General features: G+C 64.6%; 21 protein-coding genes. 3 read left to right on the forward strand and 18 right to left on the reverse strand.

The annotated features are described in order from the left end of the window. Positions 1-99: 99 nt before the first annotated feature. The 4 genes from AB0323_RS18035 to AB0323_RS18050 are packed head-to-tail and all read right to left on the reverse strand — an operon-like array spanning position 100 to position 3,154. Positions 100-993: a biotin-dependent carboxyltransferase family protein gene (locus tag AB0323_RS18035; protein ID WP_366178551.1), complete on the reverse strand. Its 894-nt coding sequence runs from the start codon at positions 991-993 to the stop codon at positions 100-102. Then, positions 993-1,643 carry a 5-oxoprolinase subunit PxpB gene (gene pxpB, locus AB0323_RS18040; protein WP_366178552.1) on the reverse strand — a complete coding sequence of 217 codons (651 nt, stop codon included), beginning with the start codon at positions 1,641-1,643 and terminating at the stop codon, positions 993-995. The genes AB0323_RS18035 and pxpB overlap by 1 nt, the downstream gene beginning before the upstream one ends. Further along, complete coding sequence (locus AB0323_RS18045) at positions 1,618-2,367, reverse strand: 5-oxoprolinase subunit PxpA (protein ID WP_364542235.1); 750 nt, start codon at positions 2,365-2,367, stop codon at positions 1,618-1,620. Before AB0323_RS18045 ends, pxpB begins: the two co-directional genes overlap by 26 nt. Then, on the reverse strand, positions 2,351-3,154 hold the full coding sequence (locus tag AB0323_RS18050) for a hypothetical protein (protein WP_366178553.1): 804 nt from the start codon (positions 3,152-3,154) through the stop codon (positions 2,351-2,353). The genes AB0323_RS18045 and AB0323_RS18050 overlap by 17 nt, the downstream gene beginning before the upstream one ends. A 132-nt stretch (positions 3,155-3,286) precedes the next feature. Here AB0323_RS18050 and AB0323_RS18055 point away from each other — a divergent pair, with 132 nt between their 5' ends. Genes AB0323_RS18055 through AB0323_RS18065 form a run of 3 tightly spaced genes read left to right on the forward strand, consistent with a single transcriptional unit; the run spans position 3,287 to position 5,507 of the window. Next, the gene (locus AB0323_RS18055; protein ID WP_364542230.1) at positions 3,287-3,433 is read left to right on the forward strand and encodes a hypothetical protein; all 147 of its coding nucleotides are present in this window, start codon (positions 3,287-3,289) and stop codon (positions 3,431-3,433) included. A 33-nt stretch (positions 3,434-3,466) separates the two neighbouring features. Next, positions 3,467-4,180 (forward strand): DNA alkylation repair protein, encoded by a 714-nt coding sequence (locus AB0323_RS18060; RefSeq protein WP_366178554.1) that lies wholly within the window; start codon positions 3,467-3,469, stop codon positions 4,178-4,180. Positions 4,181-4,217: 37 nt separating this feature from the next. Next, entirely contained in the window at positions 4,218-5,507 is a 1,290-nt protein-coding gene (locus AB0323_RS18065; protein ID WP_366178555.1) for a macrolide family glycosyltransferase, read from the forward strand. 13 nt (positions 5,508-5,520) lie between these two features. On the opposite strand, the gene AB0323_RS18070 is transcribed toward AB0323_RS18065, so the two are convergent. The 14 genes from AB0323_RS18070 to AB0323_RS18135 form a co-directional block, all read right to left on the reverse strand. Next, positions 5,521-7,902, reverse strand: coding sequence for a glycosyl hydrolase family 65 protein (locus AB0323_RS18070; protein ID WP_366178556.1), 2,382 nt, complete (start codon positions 7,900-7,902; stop codon positions 5,521-5,523). Between the two features lie 41 nt (positions 7,903-7,943). Beyond that, positions 7,944-8,681 carry an HAD-IA family hydrolase gene (locus AB0323_RS18075; RefSeq protein ID WP_364542223.1) on the reverse strand — a complete coding sequence of 246 codons (738 nt, stop codon included), beginning with the start codon at positions 8,679-8,681 and terminating at the stop codon, positions 7,944-7,946. Between the two features lie 17 nt (positions 8,682-8,698). After that, the gene (locus AB0323_RS18080; RefSeq protein WP_366178557.1) at positions 8,699-9,709 is read right to left on the reverse strand and encodes a LacI family DNA-binding transcriptional regulator; all 1,011 of its coding nucleotides are present in this window, start codon (positions 9,707-9,709) and stop codon (positions 8,699-8,701) included. A 154-nt stretch (positions 9,710-9,863) separates the two neighbouring features. Next, positions 9,864-10,481: a phospholipase gene (locus AB0323_RS18085; protein WP_366178558.1), complete on the reverse strand. Its 618-nt coding sequence runs from the start codon at positions 10,479-10,481 to the stop codon at positions 9,864-9,866. Between the two features lie 75 nt (positions 10,482-10,556). Continuing rightward, positions 10,557-11,771: an amidohydrolase family protein gene (locus AB0323_RS18090; RefSeq protein ID WP_366178559.1), complete on the reverse strand. Its 1,215-nt coding sequence runs from the start codon at positions 11,769-11,771 to the stop codon at positions 10,557-10,559. Between the two features lie 62 nt (positions 11,772-11,833). After that, a complete protein-coding gene (locus AB0323_RS18095; RefSeq protein WP_366178560.1) occupies positions 11,834-12,289 on the reverse strand; it encodes a GAF domain-containing protein in 456 nt (151 codons plus the stop codon). Next, positions 12,286-13,821, reverse strand: a complete 1,536-nt coding sequence (locus AB0323_RS18100) for a helix-turn-helix domain-containing protein (RefSeq protein WP_366178561.1) — start codon at positions 13,819-13,821, stop codon at positions 12,286-12,288. Before AB0323_RS18100 ends, AB0323_RS18095 begins: the two co-directional genes overlap by 4 nt. Continuing rightward, the gene (locus tag AB0323_RS18105) at positions 13,814-14,896 is read right to left on the reverse strand and encodes a DUF917 domain-containing protein (protein WP_366178562.1); all 1,083 of its coding nucleotides are present in this window, start codon (positions 14,894-14,896) and stop codon (positions 13,814-13,816) included. The genes AB0323_RS18100 and AB0323_RS18105 overlap by 8 nt, the downstream gene beginning before the upstream one ends. Beyond that, complete coding sequence (locus AB0323_RS18110) at positions 14,893-16,245, reverse strand: hydantoinase/oxoprolinase N-terminal domain-containing protein (protein WP_366178563.1); 1,353 nt, start codon at positions 16,243-16,245, stop codon at positions 14,893-14,895. The genes AB0323_RS18105 and AB0323_RS18110 overlap by 4 nt, the downstream gene beginning before the upstream one ends. An 84-nt stretch (positions 16,246-16,329) precedes the next feature. Then, positions 16,330-17,313: an ABC transporter permease gene (locus tag AB0323_RS18115; protein WP_366178564.1), complete on the reverse strand. Its 984-nt coding sequence runs from the start codon at positions 17,311-17,313 to the stop codon at positions 16,330-16,332. Between the two features lie 9 nt (positions 17,314-17,322). Beyond that, positions 17,323-18,849 carry a sugar ABC transporter ATP-binding protein gene (locus AB0323_RS18120; RefSeq protein WP_366178565.1) on the reverse strand — a complete coding sequence of 509 codons (1,527 nt, stop codon included), beginning with the start codon at positions 18,847-18,849 and terminating at the stop codon, positions 17,323-17,325. Positions 18,850-18,939: 90 nt separating this feature from the next. After that, complete coding sequence (locus AB0323_RS18125) at positions 18,940-19,962, reverse strand: sugar ABC transporter substrate-binding protein (protein ID WP_366178566.1); 1,023 nt, start codon at positions 19,960-19,962, stop codon at positions 18,940-18,942. Positions 19,963-19,987: 25 nt separating this feature from the next. Continuing rightward, positions 19,988-21,661 carry a hydantoinase B/oxoprolinase family protein gene (locus tag AB0323_RS18130; protein WP_366178567.1) on the reverse strand — a complete coding sequence of 558 codons (1,674 nt, stop codon included), beginning with the start codon at positions 21,659-21,661 and terminating at the stop codon, positions 19,988-19,990. 10 nt (positions 21,662-21,671) lie between these two features. Next, positions 21,672-23,723: a hydantoinase/oxoprolinase family protein gene (locus AB0323_RS18135; protein ID WP_366178568.1), complete on the reverse strand. Its 2,052-nt coding sequence runs from the start codon at positions 23,721-23,723 to the stop codon at positions 21,672-21,674. Between the last annotated feature and the right edge of the window lie 11 nt (positions 23,724-23,734).

The raw sequence follows: 23,734 nt of genomic DNA on the forward strand, positions 1-23,734 counted from the left end.
ACATAATCCCGACATGTCCACTCCTCGCGGCGAAGGCGGCGCATGTCCAACGTGGGCACCCGGCAGGCAGCAAGGCGGATGTCCGGTGGAGGCGGACCCTCAGTCCAGGAACCGGATCCTCTGGCCGGGGCGGGCTTGGCCTAACAAGTCCAGGTCCGTGCGACGCACCACGGCAATCACGGGGTAGCCACCCGTCACGGGATGATCAGCCAGGAATACCGTGGGAAGGCCCGACGGCGGCACTTGAAGTGCGCCGAGCACCATGCCTTCGCTGGGCAGTTCCTCGAGCCGGGTCTGGGTCAGCGGGCGGCCCACCAGCCGGGCACCGATCCTGTTGGAGTCGGGCGACAGCGTCCATTCCTGGCTGACAAGGCGGCGCCAGGAGTCGTCGTCGAACCAGTCCGCACGGGGGCCGCGGTCCACGCGGGCTGTGATGGCGCGCCCAGGATCAGGAGCGCGGCGGATGGGAGGGAGGGGATGGGCGTTGTTAACGGTCCCGGAACCCGCTCCAGAAACCAGGCCGTTGCCTGCGGAAACGTGTCCGGTTCCCAACTGCGCACCTGATGTCAACGGTGCGGGACCTTCACCAGAGAGCATGTCCGTGCTGCTTGAACCAAGGAGCTTGGGGGAATCGATGCCGCCCTGCACTGCGAGGTAGTATCGCAGCCCGAACAGCGGAGCACCGAAGTCCAGTACCGCACCCGGAGCCACCCGCACGGCTTGGTTGAGCGGAATCTCGGCACCGTTGAGTGTCACGATTCCCTCGGCGCCTGCCACCGCGACTGTCGACGCCGTGACGAACCGCAGGCGAAGCCCGCCCAGCAATATCTCCAATCCGGCCGCCTGCACAGGATTCCCCACCAGCAGATTGGCGAGGCGAAGTGATTGCCGGTCGAGGGCACCGGAAGGGCTCAGCCCCAAGGAAGCCCAACCCTGCCGGCCAAGGTCTTCCACAAGAGTGAGGGGGCCAGGGTTCACTACAACGATCCCCATCAGGCCTCCACGAACCGGACCAGGTCACCCGGCCGGATCAGCGCGGGCTCGGCCTTGGACGGATCCCATAGGGCCGCCGTCGTGGTTCCGATCAGTTGCCAACCACCTGGAGAGGATCGCGGGTAGACGCCGCTGAACTCGCCTGCAAGGCCAACAGAGCCAGACGGCACGGCCGTGCGTGGAGTGTTCCGACGCGGAACGCGGAGCCGCTCATGCGTAGTGACCAGGTAGACGAAGCCGGGCGCAAAGCCGGAAAAGGCGGCTGTCCACGCCGAGCCGGTGTGAAGCTTGACCACTTCGGCCTCGCTCATGCCGAGCAACTGTGCCGTCTCCGCAAGGTCGGGGCCGCTGTAGGAGACCTCGATGGTCACTTCGCTGCCCGAGCCGGAGATCCCCTCTGCCGGTTTTGCGGACTCCAGCCAGTCGCGGACTTCCGAGGGGCGGATCGTCTCGGGGTCGAAGGTGACGAGCACGGTGCGGGCGGCCGGCACGACGTCGATAATCCCCTGCGGCGCTGAAACGCCGGCTGACGCGCCGGGCCCGGTCAGCCCGCGGTAGTACGCGACGACAGCGGCAAGCTCCGGCAGTTCCACCAAGAAGGCGCTGTCGCCGCAGGGCAGAACCTCAAGCGAAGGATTCAATCTCCACACCAGCTTCCTCAAGGCCAGCGCGCACCGCCGCAGCCAGTTCGACCGCGCCAGGGGTGTCACCGTGGATGCACAATGAATCGGGATTCACCGGCACCACCGTGCCGTCCACAGCCAACACCTCGCCCCGTACGGCAAAGCGCACGGCCCGCTCAACTACCGCGGCGGGGTCGTGGACCACTGCGCCATCCTGCGAGCGCGGCACCAACGATCCGTCCGGCATGTAGCCGCGGTCCACGAAAGCCTCCCGGAACACCGGGTGCCCGGATTCCTCGGCCAGGCGCAACAGTGCGGAGCCCGGCAGGCCAAGGACAGGTAGTCCGGGATCGTAGGCGTGAATCGCGGCCACCACCGCTTCGGCCTGCTCGACGTCGTTGACGATCCTGTTGTACAGGGCACCGTGGGGTTTGACGTAGTCCACGGAGGCGCCCACTGCGTGGGCCATGCCGTCCAGGGCACCGAGCTGGTAAAGGACGTCGCCGAAGAGCTCATCGAAGGACATGTCCATCGATCGGCGGCCGAAGCCGTGCAGGTCGCGGTAGCCCACGTGGGCGCCGACCCTGACGTCGAGCTCGAAGGCGGCACGGCAGCTGTCCAGCATGGTCACCGGATCTCCGGCGTGGAAGCCGCACGCCACGTTGGCGCTGCTGACAATCCGGAACATTGAAGCGTCGTTCCCCATGGTCCAGGAGCCGAACGACTCCCCCGAATCAGCGTTGAGATCCACTATTTCCGCCTTCCAGCGCGTTCTGCCGGGCGGCTGGAAGCAGCTCGCCCGGGATGATGTCCGGCATAGGACCGAATGCTTCCCTCGCCGAGGCCGCTACGGCACGGCCCATGACGCGGTTTCCGACTCCGCCCACCACGGCTCCCACGCCGAAAGGCAGCGCACGGCCGAGGAAAGCTGCGCCTTGGCGCTGGACGAGTCGCTTGAGGAAGGCGCGCTGGATGGCGTCGCGAACGACTCCGAATCCTCCGCCGGGCACCTTTTTGGTGAGGGTCTTGCCCCAGGCCTGCGTGACACCTTTGCCCTTGCCGAGCGATTGTCCGCTCAGCGCACCCAACAGGGCGGTGCCTTCCTCGCCGAGCATGATGGCCATGACCATGGTTCGTGCCCGGTCCGGATCGGTCAGGCGGATGCCGTGGAGCTCGGCCAGGGAAGCGGCGTACAGCGCGGTCCCTTCCAGAAAGCCGATGGTGGCAACCGCGGACAGTCCCAGCGAGGCTGCGGTGCCGATACCGGGCACGACGGCGGTTGCCCCGACGGCGGCACCCCCGCCAGTGACTGCGGCAAGGTAGTCGCGCTCCAGTTTGGCGGCCAGCTGCGCCGCGGTGGCCTGCGGGTGTTTGCGTTGCAGGCGGCGCAGGTTGGCCAGGACAAGGGGACGTTGGACCTCGACGGCCCGGAGCAGCACGTTGTGGACACCGGGTTTTGCATTGCCACTGGCGTCGAACATGGCGTTGTGGGCCGTTTCCTGCGCAATCTTTACTGCTTGGTTGGGTCGCTTTGCCATTCTTCACCTCTGCATTCAGCCGTTGAATTCGTTCGGTAGTTCCTTGCCTAGCCTAGGCCACACGCCCCTGTCCCGGCGTAGACTTTAAGGCGTTCGCGGGAACAGTCCAACGAAGGACAGGGAGTATCCGGAATGAGCAAGACAGCAGATCCCAACGAGGTCCGCCATCACAGCGACGCCCCTGCCGAAGGGGAAACCGAGGGCTGGGTGCCCCACGATACCGGCCTTCACAGCCAGGAACCTGCCGAAGGGCCGGATACCGACGACGCTCCCGCATAGTAGCCTTCAGCCTGCGAAATCGGGGGCTTGAAAGTGTCTTCGCACGGGGTACTCGTCTCCCCGGGGGATACCCAACCGGGGCAATTGTTGGCGCGCGTCCTCGAGGAACTGCGCGCTTTGGAGAAGCACGACGCCGCGAGCTTCCGCACCGTCCGCCGCAGGGTTTCCGCGGAAATCGCCACGATGGACGCCGCCGTCGTACTCAGTCTGGCCGAAGGGCTTGTGCAAGCCGGCTTTGATTGGGAGGGATGGGAGTTCATCAATGCCCATCGGGCGGCTTTCGCTGAACTCACGCCGGCCCGGCTTGAACACCTGGGAGAAGGCATCTCTACTTGGGGCCAGGCCGATGCTTTCGCGACCGTACTGGTGGGACCCGCGTGGCGCGAGGGGCTCATCTCGGACGCCAATGTCGACCGCTGGGCGCGGAGCCCGGACCACTGGTGGCGGCGCATAGCGCTTGTCTCCACCACCGTGCTCAACACGAGGTCACGCTGGGGAACAGGGGATACGCAACGGACGCTCGGCGTCGTCGGCCTCTTGATCAACGATCGGGACGACACCGTCGTCAAGGCAGTCAGCTGGGCATTGCGGTCCTTGGTGCCGTGGGATCCGCGCGCCGTCCGAACGTTCCTGGAAATGCATGAGACCGAGCTTGCGGCCCGCGTGAAGCGCGAGGTACGGACCAAGCTGGAGACCGGGCTGAAATCGCGCCGGCGCAGCGTCCATGGCACCGACCTTTCCAAATGAAACATCCGGTGTCCCGTGATCAGTTAGGACTGGCTGCGTGCACATAGCCTTCATTTGTCTGCCCGCAGCGGGCCATGTGAACCCGACGTTGCCAGTGGTTGCCGAGCTGGTTCGCAGAGGACACCGGGTCACCTATGCGACGTCCGCGAAGTACGCGAAGGCGGTCGAATCCGCCGGCGCCGCATTCTTTCCCAGTGGAGAGGACCTGGCGGCCTTCCTCCCTCCGCGCGGGCGTTCCACTGATGGCAGCCCGGCAGGAGGCGGTCCGGCACCGGCACCGATGGCGGGGATGTTCGCCGGAATGCCGTCCGGAATGATGGCGGGACTTCTTGAGCGGATCCTCAAGGGTGCAACGGAAGAATTCCCGGCCCTGCTGGCCCGGCTAGGCGAGGATCCGCCGGATGGGCTGTGCTACGACGCCATGACGCTCTCGGGGAAGATGGCTGCAGCGAAGCTGGCCTTGCCCGATATTGCGTTGCTTCCGAGCTATGCCACCAATGAACATTTCTCGATGCGGGATCTCATGCCGGGCCCGCCGCCGCCAAGGATGGTCGAGGCATGGAAACAGGCGAATCAGAGGATCAATGAATTCGCGGCCGAGCATGGCGTAGGCCATCTGCAATTCATGGGAGGTCCCCCGGCGTCGTTGAACATCTCCTTCATCCCGAGGGAATTCCAGCCCTTGGGAGAGACTTTCGATGCAAGGTTCCATTTCGTGGGGCCATGCCTTGGCGCGCGGGGCAACGAAGAGGAGGCCTGGCAGCCGCGGACGAAGGACAGGCCTCTGTTGTTCGTCTCGCTGGGCACGACGCCGTTGAATGACCGGCCGGACTTCTTCAGGATGTGCCTGGACGGATTTGCAGGCACGCACTGGCAAGTCGCCATGGCAATCGGCGAGCGCGTCCAGGAGTCCGAGCTGGGAGAGATCCCGGAAAACTTTGAGGTGCGCCCCTTCTTTCCGCAACTGGAAGTCCTACCCCGTGCCGATGCGTTCGTTTCCCACACCGGGATGAACTCGACCATGGAGGCGCTTTATTTCGGGGTGCCGTTGGTAGCCTTCCCGCTGCAGCCCGAACAGGGCGCAAATGCCCGCCGGGTAGAGGATCTGGGACTCGGACGCCGCCTCCCACAGGAAGGGCTCTCTCCCGAGCTGATCCGGGAAACCGTCATTGCTGTCAGCGGCGACGAGGCGATCCGCGGCAACCTCGAGGCGATGAGTGCACGGGTCCGCGGTGCCGGCGGGGCGCCCGCAGCGGCGGACGCGATCGAGGACTTCCTGCGCGGTCCCGTTACGCGGGACGAAGATGCCCATCCTCGTCCCGCGTAGGGAGCCGTTGGGATCAGACCCGCGCGCTCCCGATCACGGGAAGTCCCGCCGTCGGGAAGAGGCTCGGGAAGACCGACGGTGCGGGGACCGGCACGTCGTCAAGCGGCACCGTGACGGTCTCGACGCCGACGACGACCCGCTCCCCGCGCACGCTGACCTCCAAAGGTGCCGTACCGGCGTCGGCCGCTGAACCTGCATCCGGAACCAGCGCAAGGCTGATGGACCCGGGGCGCAGCTCCACGGACAACAGCCGCCGGCGGATCTTGAGCCGGAAGGACAAGCTGTCCCACTCGGCCGGCAACCGCGGATCGAAGTGCGGGACCTGGCCTTGGTCCCGCATACCCGCGAAACCGCACACCAAGGAACTCCAGATGCCGCCGGTGGACGCGATGTGGACGCCGTCAACGGTGTTGTTGTGCGTGTTGTCCAGGTCGATGAACAAGGCCTCGGTGAAGTGCTTGAGCGCGACGTCGGAGTAGCCCACTTCGGCCGCCATGATGCCCTGCACGCAAGCGGACAAGGTGGAGTCGCCGGTGGTGATGGGATCGTAGAAGTCGAACGCGCGCTGCTTTTCCTCGGCCGTGAAGTCCTGCCACTGCAGGAACATCGCCAGGACCGTGTCCGCTTGCTTGAGGACCTGGTGCCGGTAGATCACCAGCGGGTGGAAGTTGAGCAACAGCGGGTACTTGGACCGCGGCGTGGACCAGTCCCACGGCTCCAGGGTCATGAAGTCGTTGTCCTGGCTGTAGATCTGCATGTCCGGATCGTAGGGAAGGGACATGCGCGCGGCGGCCTGTTGCCATACCATCCGCTCGGTCTCCGGGACGTCCGGGTGTTCCAGTGCCGCGGCGGCCCGCAAATTAAAGCGGGCCATGACGTTGGTGTAGAGGTTGTCGTTGACCACGGCCGTGTATTCATCCGGGCCGGTGACGCCGTGGATGTGGAACAAGCCGTCCTTGCCGAAGAAGCCCAGCGAGGCCCACATGCGGGCCGTTTCGATCAACAGATCGGCGCCCACTTCGGCGCGGAAGCCGGCGTCTCCGCTGGCCCATTGGTACCGGTTGGTGGCGAAGGCTATGGCGGCGGCGATGTGGAACTGCGCGGTGCCCGCGGCGTAGTAGGCGCTGGCCTCGTGTCCGTTGATGGTGCGCCACGGGAACAGCGCACCTTCCACGCTCAGTTCCTTGGCCCGGATCCGGGCGTCGGGAAGCATGGCGTGGCGGGATTCCAGCACTTGGCGGGCGGCGGCCGGGTTGGTGTACGTCAGGTACGGCAGCAGGTACACCTCCTGGTCCCAGAAGTAGTGGCCCTCGTAGCCTGAGCCGGACACGCCCTTGGCCGGGATGCCTGCGACTCCGGCACGCGCGGTGGCCTGGGCAAGTTGGAACAGGCTCCAGCGCACGGCCTGCTGCTGTTCGGGCTGGCCACCGATGGTGATGTCCGCTGCGGACCAGTAATCACGGTAGTGGGCCGCGCCTTCGGCCAGGAGCGCGTCGAACGGCACGAGTCCCAACTCGGCGTCCGAAGCCAGGATCTCGCCGGGCTCCGCTGCGCTTGCGTCGGCACGTTTCACGACGTAGCTGACGGTCTTCTCCAAACGGAAGGTCTCGCCCTCATTCACGGCCATGACGTAGCGGACCGTGGACTCGTCCTCCCCCACCACGGTTTCGAAAGGCTGGACTTCCGCGGAAATCCAATGGTCCACGGCCATGCCGATGCGCTGCCGGGATTCGGCGGTCTCCCAGGCCATGCGCAGGGATCCGTCGGAGCCCTGGAGGTGGAGCGGGAGCAAAACGCGGCCCGCGTGGCGGCCGGAACGGCGGGGGTCGTGGGCCGAGTGGTCCTCCACAGGCTGGTCCTGCCGGTTGATCACCAAGGACGTGATGTCAGCGGAAACCTGGCGATCTGCGATGAGGCTCAGCTCGATGCCCAGGGAACCCCTGGAATCGATCCCGACGGCGCGGCGCTCCAGCGTGGTGACGATGGCGCCGGAACGGCACTCCCACGTGATGGCGCACTCGTACACGCCCGTGGCGAAGTCGATGCTTCGGCGGTAATTCTGCACCGTCGACTCGGCGAGGCTCAGCTGTTCGCCGTCGATGACAACGTTGAAGTTGTTGGCATCCGGGACGTACACGATCCTTTGTCCTATGCGGGCGAAGCCATACGCGTTCTCGGCGTGCTTGATGTCCCACGTTTCGTGGAAACCGTTGATGAACGTTCCGGGGAGCTCGGCGTCCGCTCCCGCCCAATGGGCGCCGCGGATGCCCAGGTGGCCGTTGCCGAGGCTGAAGAGGGTTTCGAGCGTACCGGCGTCACCGGGAACGTGGATGCTCTCCACGAGCTTCCACGGTTCGCACGGGAATCGCAGCCGGTCGGAGCTGATAAGTGCCATGGGACTGTTGGGTTCCTTCTGTTTCTGGTGAAACGGCTTGTTTAGAGAAGATCGTCGAGGTCGTCGACCACAAACGTCGCGCCGGCGTCGAGCAGGGTCTGGTGGCCGGCCCCCCGGTCCACCCCGATCACCGCGCGGAAGTTCCCGGCGCTCCCGGCCTGCACGCCGGACACAGCGTCCTCGACGACGACGCAGCCTGCCGGCGGAACGTCCAGCAGCTCGGCCGCGTAACGGAACGTCGCGGGATCCGGCTTGCCGGGGAGCCCGACGGCGGCCGCCACCTGGCCGTCGACCACCACCGGGAAGTAGCCATCCAGTCCGGCCGCCTTCAGGACGGCGGGCGCGTTGCGGGAGGAGGACACGACGGCGAGCTTGAGTCCCAGCTCCAAGGCTGCGTGGATGAACCGGACAGAGCCCGCGTAAGGCTCGACGCCGCGCGAATCCACGATCTCGTTGAAGATCCGGTTCTTGCGGTTGCCCAGGCCCTGCACGCTCGTGTTGGCGGGATCGTCGTCTGTGGGTCCTTCCGGCAAGGTGATTCCACGGGAGGTGAGGAAATCCCGTACTCCATCAAAGCGTGGCTTGCCGTCGATGTGGTCGAAGTAGTCGCTCTCCTGGTAACCCTCCGGATGCCCTGTTTCGGCCAGGTAGCCGTCGAAGAGTTCCTGCCAGGCCTGCTCATGCACGACGGCGGTCGGCGTCAGCACGCCGTCGAGGTCGAAAAGGAGGGCAGTAGCGCCCGTCCAGGCGGTCTTCTGGGTTGCTCGGGTATCAGTCATGGTGTGGAGTGGTCCGTTCAGCGCTGGCGGCGCGTGGTTTTGCGTTCAATGAGTTTCGTGTCAAGGAAATGGTTGGAGGGTTCGTTGGGGGCGTCGGCGTTCTGGAGGCGGTCCACCAGCAGATTGGCGGCGAAGGCACCCTGGTCCGCCACTGGCTGCGCCACTGTGCTCAGTCCAAGGAACCAGCTCATGGGGTGGTCGTCGATTCCAATGACGGAGACATTCTTCGGCGCAGACAGCCCATGCTCGCGCATGGCCATCAGGGCTCCAAAGGCCGCCTCGTCACAGTCCGCAAAGACCGCCGTGGGAAGGCTTCGATGGGCAATGAGTTCATTCATGGCCTTGCGTCCGCCGTCGATGGTGGAGTCCGAGTTGATGACCAAGTCCGGATGAACGGTCAGGTGATGGTCTTTCAATGCCCGGCTGAATCCCTTGAGCCTGTCGCTGGACGTCCGCACGGAATTCTCCCGGGTTTCACGGCCGGAAAGCACCGCCAGATCCCAATGGCCCAGCCCCAACAGATGTGAGGTGGCCTGCCAAGCCGCAAGTTCGTCGTCGATCCCTACGTTGTCCCACGGTACGGAAGTCATCCCCACGCTCGCAACTGCAAGGCCGGACGCCGCCAGGAGGGCAACCTCGGATTCGCTCAAATCGACGTTGAGGAGCAGCACGCCATCCACGCGTTGGGATAGCCCAAGGAGATCGCCGAAAATCTTCCGCTTGACGCTCGACTTGCCGCGCAGGCTCACCAGGACGGTGTCGAAACCGCTGTCTCCGAACACTTCCTCGGCCGCTTCGACGGCCTGGGCGAAGAACCAGGCGGTGGCGGTGGGAGCAATGATGGCGATGGAACCGGTATTTCCGCCGGCCAGGCGGGCTGCCGCGGAGGATGCCTTATAGCCGAGCTTGGCGACGGCGTCGGCGACTTTGGCTTGCGCTTTTTCGGACACGTTCGGCAGGTTCCGCAGAGCGCGTGAAACGGTGCAGATGGACAAGCCCGAGAGGACGGCAACGTCCTGGATTGTCACGCGGTGAGCCTTAACCATTCAACACGGCCTCAACCCTTTCATCTTCTGGATTTAGCGCCACATCCTTGCACCGCCGAAGAAGAGTGTAAGCGCTTACAATTTTGGCAATCAAGAGTTGTTTTCCAGCATCGCCGAATGTGACGCAGACCTCACCTCAACGGAGGACGTAAAACCTCAGAAACGCGCTGACATCCGCCATTTCCCGGGCCTCGATCCGGTGCCCCATCCCGGGGTAGGTTCGCGCGGTGAGTGCGGCGTTTTTTTCGAGCCAATCCGCCGTGTGCTCAATGGCATCATTGAAGATCACGGGATCGGCTTTGTCCCTGCCCCAGAAGAAAGGCGGTGGCGAGCCGAAGGATTCGCTGAGCGCCAGGAGGTCGTTTTCCAGCACAAATCCGGAGAGGCCCACGGTCGCTTGGAAGCCTTCCGGACGAAGCCGCAGGAGCGTACTGGCCATGGCCATGCCTTGGGAATAGCCCAGGAGGCTCACGCTGCTGTGGTTGCGTTTGACTGAGTCAATCCAGGCGAACACCTTGTTGGTGGCGGTGATGACGTCCGCAAAGTCATTGGCCAGGAAGTAGTCCAGCAGGAACCAGCCGTAGTGGTCGCCGATCGGCATGGGCCCACGGAGCGCGGCGCAGGTGAATTCTTCGGGGAGCTGGGGAAAGAGATCCACCATCCGCTGTTCGTCCGTCCCGTACCCATGCATCATCACGAGGAGCGGCGTCCCTGCTCGCTCCTTTTCCGGTTTGGACCAGACGACTGTTTCCATGGGCCACAGCTTAGTGGGCGGGTGGGACGGTGGCCTGTTGGACCGCACGGGCCTCGGAGCCCGGTGCGCGGCTGGCTACTGCCTTGTGATGATCTGTCCCGCCTTGATGACTGTACGCGTGCGGCTTTCGTCCCAGAGCACCGACGGGTCGTCGACGGGATTTCCGTCCAGGATGACCAAGTCTCCCAAGGCTCCTTCGGCTATACGGCCCAGGTCATCGCGACGCAACAGGGCTGCGTTGGTCGATGTTGCCGAGCGAAGCGCATCGTAGACACCCAATGCTTCGCATTGCAGGCGGAGCCCGGCCAATTGCTCATCCTCCAACTCCCCCATGAGGTCCGTACCAAATCCAATCCGGACTCCCGCGTGGCGGGCCAGCTCGACGGCGTTCCGGCCGGCATTCAGCACTTCCAGGTTCTTGGCCGCCCCTACCTCCGTGAGACCGACTTCTTCGCCACGCCGGGCCATCGCGTCGTAGGTCGCCAACGTTGGTACCAGGTAGACCTCGTGGTCAGCCATCAAGCGGGCAGTTTCAGCGTCCAACAGATTGCCGTGCTCAATACAGCGCACCCCGTTGAGCACCGAATGACGGATGGCCTCGGGCGAGTAAGCGTGGGCAGTCGCATAGCTGCCCCGGCGGGACGCCTCTTCCGTTACCGTGCGGATTTCGGCCGAGCTGTATTGCGGAACCCTGATGGGGTCCACGGGGGAAATGACTCCGCCGGACGTCATGAGCTTGATGGCCGTGGCTCCGGTGCGGAAGCGGTTGCGCACGGCCCGCAGCAGCTCATCCGCACCGTCCACCACTTCGCACATGTGGCCGCCATGGAAGCAACCGCCGTCGTCCGCGGCCCGGATGTCACCGTGGCCACCTGTCTGGCTCAGGGCAGGTCCGGTAAAGAAGTACCTCGGACCTGCGTACAAGCCTTCGTCGATGGCATTGGCAAGGCCTATGTCTCCCCCGGCCACGTCACGGACGCTCGTGAAGCCCCTGTTCAAGGCCGCCTCGAGTCGCCGGGCCCCTGCGAGCGCAGAGTAGCTCAAGGGCCCTGTTTCGTTCTTGGCGGCAGTCAAGCTGAGCGCATAGGCATGGAAATGCGCATCGATGAGCCCGGGAATCACGGTACCGCCGCCGGCGTCAACGATTGTTCCGGCCTCTTCCACGTCCCGCCCCACTTCCGTGATCCGGCCTTCGCGGACGGTGATGGAACCTTCGAGCAGGTTCCGGGTCTCACCATCGAAGATGAGGGCGTTACGGACGGTCAGTGTTCCCGGCGTCGTGTTGGTCACTTGTGGAAGGCCCTTTCAGCTGTTTTCGCGGGCGCCGCTCCTTGGCGGCCGCCCGCGAAGGATTAGTTGGTGGTGGTGAGCGCTTGTTCGAACAGCGGCACGGAGCGCTGGGCGATCTCCACGGCAGCATCCACCGATGACTGACCATAGCTACCCTCGGGGGCAAGGAAGTTCATGGATCCGATGGTCTCTCCGTTGCTTACCACTGGAACGTTGACGATGGCACCGCAACCCAGCGACTCAATGGTTGCGGAGTCGAAGAAGAACGCCCGGACTGCGTCCTTGTCCACCCCAAGGAACGGTTGCTGGCCCTTGAGGACCTGCTCGAGCCACACCGGGTTGGTGTCCCCGTCCAGGGTCTTCCTTCCGCCGACGGGGTAGACCCCTGGGTGGCTCGTATAGATGCGCGCCATGCTGGTGCCTGCGTCGGCGATGACGGAAGCGGTGAACAGGATGACGCCGGGCCTTTCCTGCGCGGCGGCATAGACATCGTCAAAGTTGTCGAACTGGGAACTCATGGGAGTCCTTTCTGGTTTGTGCCGGGATTGGCGGAACTCGTTTTACTGTGGATTGAGCGGCGAAGTGTGCTGAGAATGAGATGGACGGACAGAAGCTTGGCTGGGATGTCGAGGGGGACGCCCAGTTCGCGGGCACGGTTGAGCCTGCTCTGCAGGGTGTTCCGGTGCAGGTCAAGGGAGCTTGCTGCGAGGCTGACGGAGCCGTGGTGGTCGAGGAAGGCCCCCGCAGCCGCAATGACGAGGTCCCTGTCCGGGCTGGCCATGAGCAGCGGCAGCGTCAGTTCGGCCACGAGCAGGACCGAGTCCTCATCGACGAACGTCGCGGCCGCCGCGACGTCAAGATTGCCAAAGCCCGCCACCGTGCCGGGTCCGGTCGAGAGAGCGGATTCAGCGGCCAAACGGGATTCACGGACGATATTCGGCAGTGCCGCGGGTTCCTCGCGCCAGCGGGAGAGTCCCGCCCCCAGGCCCAGTTCCGCCAAAGACTTCCCGAGACGGACCCGGATCCGCGCTTCGAGCTGATCCGCCGCCTCTTGGTATCCGGCGGGAACAAGGGCGAGCCAGCCACCCTGGACTTCGGCCAAGGGGCTGCGGACTGTGACTTTCCGCCAGAGCAGCCGCAGCACCGCAGTAAGCTCCGGACGATGGGGTTCCAACGACGCCCTGCGGATCCACACGGCCACATATTGCTCCTCCCCGCGCCAGCCCAGCTGGAAGAGCAAGTGCCGGTGACGTTCCACGAACGTGGTCCAGGAGGAATCGGGGTCGTGGTTCAAGCCGACCAGTGCCGCCGTGGGTACTGCACGCGCGGTGTCGAGGACATCGCCCAGCAACCACGCAGCGTTTACCGACGGCGTGGCCACCTCGAGGATCGACCGGACGAGCTGCAGGTTGTGGACTCCGGATCTTGGCACTCGCGCGGTGAGCCTGGACGGGATGGAGGTATTCGACCCGCGAACATCCACGGTGATGATTTCGACTGCCTCCCGGGTTGGCGTTCCCGCGGACGCCAGGCTCACGGCGTCGTACTCCAGCAAGATTTCAATACCGTCCAGCTCCCTGGAGATGGTCTTCAAGACAGATCCCAAGGTAGTGTCCTTCGCGACCGCTCGGGCAAACCGCGCCAGCTCAGCGTCCACCACAGACAGGGCAGCGCCGATTTCAGCGGCCAGTGCGAGGGCGATGCCCGACGTCTCGCCCTCGGCGGCCAGCAAGGTGATACCCAGCCGCTCGGCGAGGCCGATCACCGCGCTGGAGTAGGTACTTCCAGCGACGACGACGGCGCTGGCCTTGCGCTCCCAGGCGTGCCGCAGGGCTGCGGATACCAGCCAGCCGCCGGAGCCCATCTCCGCTGACAGGACGATGACCGTGTTGGGCCGCACCCGCTGGATGGCATCAAGCCGGGAGACAAGGACGACGCCTTCGATTGCCGCGCTGGACGGGGTGAGATACAGCGGAGTGGTGCCGCGGAGGGAGCCGTGCGCCAGGAGTCCGGCGACATCCAGATGGCTCTCGCTTTTCGATCTACGCATGTTGCCGCCTTGGGTGCTCGATCGGAATACCAAAGGCCTTTGGTTCAGCAAGATCAAGGCCAGCCTCCGAGTACCACTGCGCCGCAGCCCTGATCTTCAAGACGTCAATGACATCGCCCACCCGCACATCGTCGATATTGACGACCGTGCCGTGCTCGGAGTTAAGCAGCGAGACGATGTCCGGGACGGCCGCAGCGATGGCGCCGTCGACGAGGACCAACAGGATTTCATTCTGGATCTCCAAGCGGATGATCTGCCCGGATCGTTCGTCCAAGAGCGTAACGCTCGACGGCAGCGCCGGAAGGCCCAGGTCCGAAGGGCGCGACAGTCCTTCGACGTGGCTCACCCGGGCCCGGGCAATCCGGGTGGCCCCCAGAAATTCAGCGAGCTGCTGGAACTTGCGTTCGACCGAGGTTCCAGCGTCGAGAATCTCCCCGATTCGGATCATCCGACTGATGGAGCCGTGGACTCCGTGCTCGCGCATTTGGCCCGCTGAGCACGGATACATGGCTGTAGCGGCCCACCCACCCATCTCCGTGACGAGGGCCCGCACCAGGGTTTCGGCCCGCCGCGGGTTCTCAGCCTCCACCACAGCCCGTTCGCCGGTAACTCCCATGAGGGCGATCGGACTGATGGGGACGTGGCCGATGTTCAGCGTTGTTTGGCTGATCAAGGGAAAAACACGGCCCATGGGGTCGGAATCAATCACCGGCAGCGAGGACTGCAGCCCGACCATGAGGGGAACAATTCCGTTGATGTTGGCGGCGGCTAAGGAATAGATCGCCCGTACCTGTCGGCCGAGCGTGGCCTCGATGGCACGGATGCACCCCGTGAACTCATCGCCGACTGGAGGCATATCCGCGATCAAGAGACCCTGAGTGACCATTCCCACCGCAACCACGAGGTCATCGGGGGCCAGCTCGTCAATCGAGATGAGTTCCAAAGCACGGTTTTCCATGGCCTTTTCGATCATCTCCGCGTAAACGTAGATGGCTGTCGGGTCGATGGTGCAGGCCAGGAAGTGGGCGCCCGTCCGCAGGTGCCGGACATCCCGCGCCGTCAGCAGGGCGCTCATCGGGTGGCACCCTCTTCCGCCCCGAAAGGTGCCCGCACTTGAATTTCGGCGCCATCTTCAATGGTGTCCCCGGAGACTTCGCCAGCAGCTTGGACCCTGATCCGCACGATGCCGGGGTTGCCGTAGGGCATGGCGTACACGTTCGATTCAATGATCCGCGTGAGCCCCGGACTCGCCCCCAATTGAACGGCTGCCGACTCGGCATCTTCTTCCGCGCGACGCTGCACCAACTGGAGGTCCGCCCGCCCGCTTACCGTCTCCAACCTGTCGATCCAGGCGGTCAGGGGCGCGACGGCGGACCCCACCTGCGCGGCGTCGTGCGCAGCTGCCAGCGTGGGAACCAGCCCGAACGGGAGCGGGGTGTCCTGCCCGCTTCGGAGGTCGGCAATCACCGAGGGGACCTCAGGGCGGACCGGATGGTCGGCCGTGTACGGTTCGACGACGGCGGCGTTGCTGGCGAGGCTCGCCTCGTACCCTTGGCGGATGACGCTTCGCGTAGCAGGGAGGCCCCCGCGGATTTGGCCCACAGTGACCCCGGAGTCCGCGCAGATGACGACCTCCCCGTCCGGGGCGCCGGCCAAGGTAGCCGCGCCGAGGATCTGCATGGCGGGTTCGGGGCGCAACCCGTGAATCGGAATCACAGCCAGCCGCGCAAGCGGCGCACGGCCGCCGTCGTTCTTGGCGAACCACATCGTGGCGGAGGGAAAATGCCGCCGTCCCGACGCTTCGAGCATCGCCGCCAGGCCCTCCCCTGTTTCCATGAGGGCGCTGTTCAGGATGGCTGTGTAGTCACGGTCGCGGAAGACGCTGGAATAGAAGTCGCTGGAGATGCTGATGCGCATTTCGCTGTCACTGGACAAGATGGCATCGGCAATGCGCGTTTCGTGATCCTTCGACGCTGTCGACCCCACGGAAGTGATTGCAATGTTCCGTACTTCTCGGGAGAGGATGTCCGGAAGTTCGGCCAGGAAAGCCTCCAACCCGAGCGGAGCGAGGGGGCGTCCCCTCAGGTCGTGGCCTCCGCCGACGTGTACGGTCCGGGCCACCACGGGTTCGACGAGTGCCGGCAGCCCAGTCACGTGGAACGCGTCCGCAGGTGGGCGGGGCGAGATCCGGATCGCGATGACCGAGGCTAGTTTCCGTGCTGCGAGGACAGGTCCGGCGTCGGCGGTAATGTCCGTGACTTCCGTAGCTTCCGCACCAAGCTCGTGACGAAGCTTTTCGAAGGTGGTGTCGACTGCCTCCGCAATCGTGCTGCATCGCGACGCAGCCGCGGCAGCCACCACGCTGTGCCCGTCCAGCACCAAGGCCCTGCAGCTTGTTCCCTGCAACCGCAGCCCTATGCGCATTGTTCGGCCTCCTGTTCAGCCTGCGGCAGCTCCCTCAACAGGTCACGACCATGTTCCATGTATATAGCGTCCCCCCATGAGGGCCTACCCGGTGCGCTTGCGGAAGAACAATCCGTCTGCGGCGACTGCAAGCAGAATGAGGACGCCGGTGACAACCTGCTGGTAGGTGGTGTCCCAGTGGAGCAGGTTGAAGCCGTTGCCGATGACGGTCAGGATCATGACTCCGACGAAGGCCCGCCACATGGCGCCGTGTCCGCCGAGAATGCTGGTGCCTCCAATGACTACGGCGGCAATGGCCGTGAGTTCGATGCCGATGGCCATGGCTGGCTGTGCTGAGCCTGCGCGTGAAGCAAGAATCATGCCGGCCATCGCGGAGCACAGGCCGCTGATGGCAAAGACGGCGACGTGGATGGAACCGGTGCGGATACCGCTAAGGCGTGCCGCTTCCTTATTGCCGCCCACGGCGTAAATCCTGCGTCCAAACGTAGTGCGCCAGAGGACGATGCCCAGGACGATCGTCATGGCAACCATGAGCACAGAGCCGGCAGTGAGGCCGAAGAGGCTCGGCCAGGTCCACGTCTGGAAGGCGGCAAGTTGTTCGGGCAGCGGCGAGACGATGGCTCCGCCGGTGATCACGATGGCCAGGCCGCGATAAATGATGCTTACCGCCAGCGTGCCTATGAAGGAATTCACCTTCGTACTGACCACGATCAGGCCGGTGACGGTTCCCAGTGCGGCTCCCACCAACAATGCGCCGAAGAATCCCGCGATCACCCCAAAGTGCTGGGTAATCATCACTCCGGCGATGGCGGAGACCGCCAGGTTTGCGGTGGAGGAGAGATCGAAGACACCGCTGACGATACACAGTGTGGCGGCAGCGGCCAACAGTCCCACGATGGCGGCCTGGTCGAACAGGTTGATGAAGTTTCGGCCCGTCAGGAACGTTCCGGTATTGAGGGCCAGTAACAGCATGATGGCGATCAGTCCGAAGACGATCCCGAAATCCCTGACGTTGAGCTTGAATTTCTTCTCGGCCGGCTGGGACCCGGCAACGGTAACTGTGGTCATTAGATTCACCTATTTCAGAAATGCGGAAGTCATAACTTCATCGCGGGAGGCGTTCCGGTCGAATTCAGCAACGATGCGGCCTTGCCTCATGACATGGATACGGTGGGACAGGCCGATGACTTCCTCGAGTTCGGAGCTGACGACGACGACAGCCGTGCCCTTTGCTGCGAGGTCGGCAATCATGCCGTGGATGCGCGCCTTGGCCGCGATGTCGACACCACGCGTGGGTTCGTCCACCAGCAGCACCGCCGGAGGATTGAGCAGCCACTTGGCGAAGAGCGCCTTCTGCTGGTTTCCTCCGGACAAATCGGCGATCAGCGAGCCGCGGCGGGCGCCGCGCAGGTCGACGGAATGGCTGATCTCCGATACGGCGGCCTTTTCCCGGGCTACCCTGACGAAACCGCTCAATGATCGGCCCGACAAGGTGGAAAGGGCGATGTTTTCCTCCACCGGTCGGGACATGACCAGTCCCTGTTCTTTCCGCGACTCGGGGACGAGGGCCATTCCGGCTTTGATGGCTTCCCGGATGGAGTTGGCACGCAGGCGTCGGCCGTTGACCTGGACATGTCCACCGGTGATTCGATCAGCACCGAACATGGCAAGCAGTGTCTCGCTACGGCCGCTGCCGACCAGGCCCGCGATGCCCAGGATTTCGCCCTGGCGGACCGTGAAGGAGACGTCTTGCACTTTTGAGCTGCTCAGTCCCGCCACCTGGACCACCGTTTTTGCTTCCGCAGGCACCGGCCGAACCTCAGGGATGAGGAAATCGACCTCCCTGCCGACCATCAAGCCGACGAGCGACTCCGGCGTGTGCATCGAGGCGTCTTCGGTGGTGATGTGCTGTCCGTCACGGAGGATGGTCACGCGATCCACCAAACCCAGGACTTCCTCCAGATAGTGCGATACGAGGATGACGGTGGTGCCTGAACGCGCGAGGTTCCTGATCACCTTCAACAGCTGTGCTTTCTCCGCCTCGTTCAGGACCGCCGTCGGCTCATCCATGCACAGCACCTTGGCGCCACGGGCGAGGGCTTTCAGGATTTCGACCTGCTGCTGCTGACCGATGGGGAGGTCCCCTGCCATCGCCCGGGGGTCAAGCTCAAAGCCGGTCTCGGCCAGAAGTCGATCCAAGTGATCGGCGTCCCGCCGCGAACGGAGCAGACTTCCCGTGTTGGCCCATCGGCCCAGGAAGACGTTCTCCAGCACTGAAAGGCCGGGAATGAGTGCCAGTTCTTGGGATATGAGGGAAATTCCTTGTGCGATGGCGTCCCGGGGCTCGGTGATTTTCACCTCCCGGCCGTCAAGCTTGACGACGCCGGAATCTGCCGCAATGGCGCCGCCGAGGATCTTCAGCAGCGTGCTCTTGCCAGCACCGTTTTCCCCCATGATGCCGTGGATTTCCCCCGGAGCCACCGACAACGTGATATCGCGCAGGACAGTGCTGGCACCGTACCGCTTTCCGATTCCGGAGACGGTGATTTCCGGAGCGGCGCTCCGATTGACTCGCTCTGGTGAATCCAACTGTTGTATAGCCATTTTGACCTCGGGAGATGGAATGGAAGTTTTGGCCGGTCCTGCCGGGACCTCAGCCCCGGCAGGACACGACAACGCGGGGGGATAAGCCGGCTAGTCCGAGTACTTCGAGACGTAGTTCACGGCGTCGAGGGCTTCCTTCGTGCCCTTGGCCTTGTTGGGAGCCAAGCTCGCCTCGTCCAGTGCCGTTTCCACCTGCTGTCCCCGGGCCTTGGCAAGGCCGAGTTCCGTGGCCTTGGCGCCGTTCGCCACCACGTCGCTCACGTAAATGGAGAACCACTTACCGGACCGGACAGCCTCGACATTCGAAGTGGACGCGCCGTTGCCGATGAACTTGATGTTGCTATTGCCGGCCGCGGCCGCCGCACCCGTGATCGCCTGGGATGCGCCGATGACGACATCGACGTCCGGGTTGGCCTGGGAAACGTTCTGGAACGCCTGCCGGCCGCTGTCCTGGGTGTATCCACCTTCGACGCTGGCCACCAGCTTGACCTTCGGATCAGTGGCCAGCTCAGCTTTCACTGCTTCGGTCCGGGCGTTGTCCAGCGGCAGGGACTTGAATCCCTCGAGGTAGGCCACCTTGCAGGTGTCTTTGGCGACTTTGGCGCAGGCATCCTTGCCCATCTGGCCGAGCATCTTGCCGTTGCTGGTGGGAAGGTCGACGATGCTGATTGCGCCCGGGACCTGGGGCTGGATAGTGTCGAACTTCGGGCCGACAACCGAGAACTCGACCACCACAGTTATGCCGGCTTGGACGGCCTGCTGCAGTGGGGCGATGAGGGCCTGGTTGTCGTTCGCCTGGACAACCATCACCTCGAACTGTTTTGAGGTGACGGCGTCCTGGATCTGCTGGACCTGGGTCTGGGCGTTGAAGTTCGGATCTACGAACGTGGCGCTGGCGTTGTTGGCCTTGGCCGCCTGCTGGACGCCGAGGAAGGTTCCTTGGGCGAAGCCGTTGGACTTGGCGAAGCCGAAGAATCCGACGTTGAGGGGTTTACCGGCGTCCGCCGTTGAAGCTGGTCCTGCGGCCGCTTGCGTGGGTGGGCTGCAGGCTGACGTCAGGAGGGCTAGCCCGATGAGCGCCGCGGCTGCGGCTGATTGCTTGATGTTTTTCATTGGGGTGTCTTTCTGTGGGCGGGGCTTAGTATCCGTAGTGGCTCTTGGCGAAGTCCTCGGTGATGAAGCCGTTGACGATGTCGTAGGTGATCTCTTCGCGGGAGCGGTGGGAGACGTCTCCGAAGCCGCCGCCTCCGCCTACGGCGAGCCGGACGATGTCGCCGGCTTTGACTTTGCGGGCGTTGGCTTTCAGGGTGCGGACCTCGTCGCTGCGGCCGGGGTTGAAGACGACCTCGGGGCCTTGGGCGTCTGAGCCGCCGAAGAGTCCCCAGGCGGGGGTTTTGGACCGTTCGAACCAGAGCCCGACGACGCAGTCGGCGAGGAATTCGTATTCGCGGATGACTCCGTTGCCGCCGCGGTATTGGCCGGGGCCGCCGGAGTTGGGGCGGATGGAGTACTCGTTGATGCGGAACGGGTAGCGGGTCTCGAGCATTTCGATGGGCAGGTCCTTGAGGGAGCCGTTGACGTTGTTGATCATGGCGGATTCGCCGTCGGTGCCTTGCCAGGCGCCCCAGCCGCCCAGGGTGGCTTCCATGGTGACGAAGTTCCGGCCGAAGCGCGGATCGAAGCCGGCGGCGGTGATGATCATCGAGTCGCCGTGGCTGGCGCTGGCGACGCGTTCGGGCATGGCCGGGGCCATGGCCTTGGACACGAGGTCGATCAGTAGGCCGAGGTGGGAGAAGTACCATTGGCACGGTGCGGGCGCGACCGCGCCCAGAACGGAGCCGGACCGCACCTGGGTGGTCAGGGGCCGGAAGGATCCGCCGTTGGAGTTGGATTCGGGGCTGACCAGGAGTTTGTAGCCGACCCGCAGGGCCGAGACGGCCTGGGCGGCGCCGCAGTTGACCGGTCCCGTGGTCTGGTCCGCTGATCCGGTGACGTCGAAGTCAACGGTGTCGCCGGAGACGGTGATCTTGAGCTTGATCGGGATCGGGGTTTCCAGGTTGATGCCGTCGTTGTCCAGCACGCCTTCGGCTTCGTAGACGCCGTCGGGGATGTTGCGGACGGTTTCGCGTTCGATTTCCTCGGTCTGGCGGAAGATCTCGTCCCGGGCGGCGTCCAGTTGGTCCATGCCGTACCGGCCCACGAGTTCCTTCATGCGGGTGGTGCCCATCCGGAGGGCGGCGATCATCGCGTGCATGTCGCCGATGGTCTGGTAGGGGAAGCGGACGTTGGTCCGGATGAGGTCCACCACGGAGGTTTCGATGCCTGCCTCGATCAGTTTGACCGGGCCCATCCGGAAGCCTTCCTGGAAGATGTCGGTGGCGTCCATGGAGCCGCCGACGTCCTTGGAGCCCATGTCCATCCAGTGCGCGCGGGTGGCCGCGAAGCCGACCACCTCGCCGTCGTCGAAGATCGGGGCGAAGATGGTGACGTCGTTCAGGTGGGTTCCGCCCAGGTAGGAATCGTTGAGGATCCAGACGTCCCCTTCCTTCCAGACCTCGCGCCCGTACAGTTCTTCGACCGCGATGGAACAGGTTTCGAGGTTGCCGAGGAACAGGGGCAGCCCGGCGGATTGTCCGAGCACGCGGTGCCCGGTGTCCAGCAGGGCCACGACGCAGTCCCCGCCTTCGTAGAGGATGGGTGAGTAGGCGGAGCGGATGAGGGTGGCGTTCATGTCGTCCGCGGCGCTGGTGAGAGCGTTGCGGATGATCTCCACGGTGACCGGATCCAGGGTCTTGACTGCAGTGATGGTCATTGGTGGTGCCTCAGTTTCCTTCGTCGTCTTGGGTGCGGATGATCAGGGAGCCGAATTCGTCGACGGTCACGTCGAAGCCGGGGGGCACCACGGTGGTGGCGGTCTGCTCCACGATGATGGCGGGGCCTTCGAAGGCGTGGCCGGCGGCCAGGTCGTCGCGGCGGGCCACGATGGTGTCGTGCTCGACGTGGTCAAAGACCACCGGGCGGATATCGTGCTTGAACTCAGGGCCCCGTGCGGTGGCGAAGCGGGGCGCTTCAAGTCGGCCCAGGTCGCCCACGGCCTGTGTCCGCAGCGCTACGATTTCGATGGGCGCCCCGGGGTTTGAATGCCCGTAGCGCTCGTGGTACATCGCGGAGAAACGCGCGGACAAAGCGGCAACGAAACCGGTGGTTTCCGGTTCGTCAGCGGAGGCGAGCGGAACGTTCAGGGAGAATTCCTGCGATTGGTAGCGGACATCGACCGATGCGTTGGTGAGGCGGCTGCCCTCCGGTACCCCCTCGGAGGCCAGGGAGCCCAGGCCCTCACGCTCCATGGACCGCAGCACGCCGGCCATGTGGGCGGCGTCGATATCCTCGTCGAGGTAGAAATACGGCTCCGAGAAGTCCTTGCGGATGTTGGTCTGCAGCATGCCCCAGGCCGAGAACGCGCCGGGGAACCGGGGAACGACCGTTTCCGGGATGCCCAGTTCCTTGGCGAGGAAGACGGCGTGCATGGGGCCGGCGCCTCCGAAGGCCACGAGGGAGAAGTCGCGGGGTTCGATCCCGCGGGAGATCGTGATGGTCCGGATCGCCTGGGCCATCTGGGAGTTCGCGACGTCGCAGATCCCCTCGGCCATCGCAACCGGGTCCAGGCCGAGCCGGTCGCCCACCGTTTTGAGGGCGGTGATCGCCGCTTCGCGGTCCAGGGCGACCTGTCCGCCGGCGAACCAGTCCGGGTCCACGCGCCCGAGCACCAGGTTGGCGTCGGTGACGGTGGGTTCCGTGCCTCCGCGGCCGTAGCAGGCAGGCCCGGGCGTGGCTCCCGCGGAACGCGGCCCGACCCGCAGGCCACCGGCTTCGAGCCAGGCGACCGAGCCGCCGCCGGCACCCACGGTGTGGATGTTCACCACGCTCATGAGCATCGGAAGGCCTTCCAGATGCGCCTCCGTGGAGACGTCGGGCTTGCCGTCCACCACCAGGGAAACATCGAAGGACGTCCCGCCCATGTCCACGCCGATCAGGTTGCGGTTTCCCGAAACACCGGCCAGCTCGACATCGCCCATGGCGCCCCCGACCGGGCCCGAGAGCAGCGTCTGCAGGGGCCGCTTCCGCGCGGACTCGGCCGTGAGCACCCCGCCGGAGGACTGCATGATGTGCAGCGGAGCTTCCACGCCCCGGTCAGCGAGCTTCTCTTCCAGGTCCAGGAGATAGTTCCGGACCACCGGCCCGGTATAGGCCTCGACCACGGCCGAGGACGTGCGCTCGTATTCGCGCCATTCCTTCGCGGCCTCGTGGGACAGCGACACCGTGAAATCCTCGCCGAGTTCTTCGAGCAGGATTTCCCGGGCCCGGAGCTCGTGGGCAGGGTTCTTGTAGCTGAACAGGAAAGCGACCGCGACCGCGCCGTAACCCTCCTCCACAGCCCGGCGCCCTGCCTGACGGACAGCAACTTCATCCAACGGCCTGATCTCCAGGCCCTGCCCGTCAAGGCGCCCCCCGACACCGATGACATCCTTGCGCTCGAGCAGCGGGGAAGGCTTGCGGTACTGGGCGTTGTAAAGCTCAAGACGCGGGCCGCGGGCAATGTGATACGTGTCCTCGACGCCGGCGGTCGCCAGCAGCAGCACCGGCACGCCGCGCCGCTCAAGGAAGGCATTCAATCCCTGCGTGGTGCCGTGGACCAGGAACTCGATGTCGGACAGGTCATCGACAATGGACTCAAGGCCCGCAATGACCCCCGCGCTCAGATTCCCCGGCGTCGTGGATGATTTGGTGGCAGCATAGGTTCCGGCGTGCTGATCGTACGCGACAATGTCGGTAAACGTTCCACCGATGTCCATGGACACCCTGTAGTTCGGCATGTATGTCTCCT

It is taken from the genome of Arthrobacter sp. NPDC080031 (genome assembly GCF_040702485.1).
Lineage (GTDB): Bacteria > Actinomycetota > Actinomycetes > Actinomycetales > Micrococcaceae > Arthrobacter.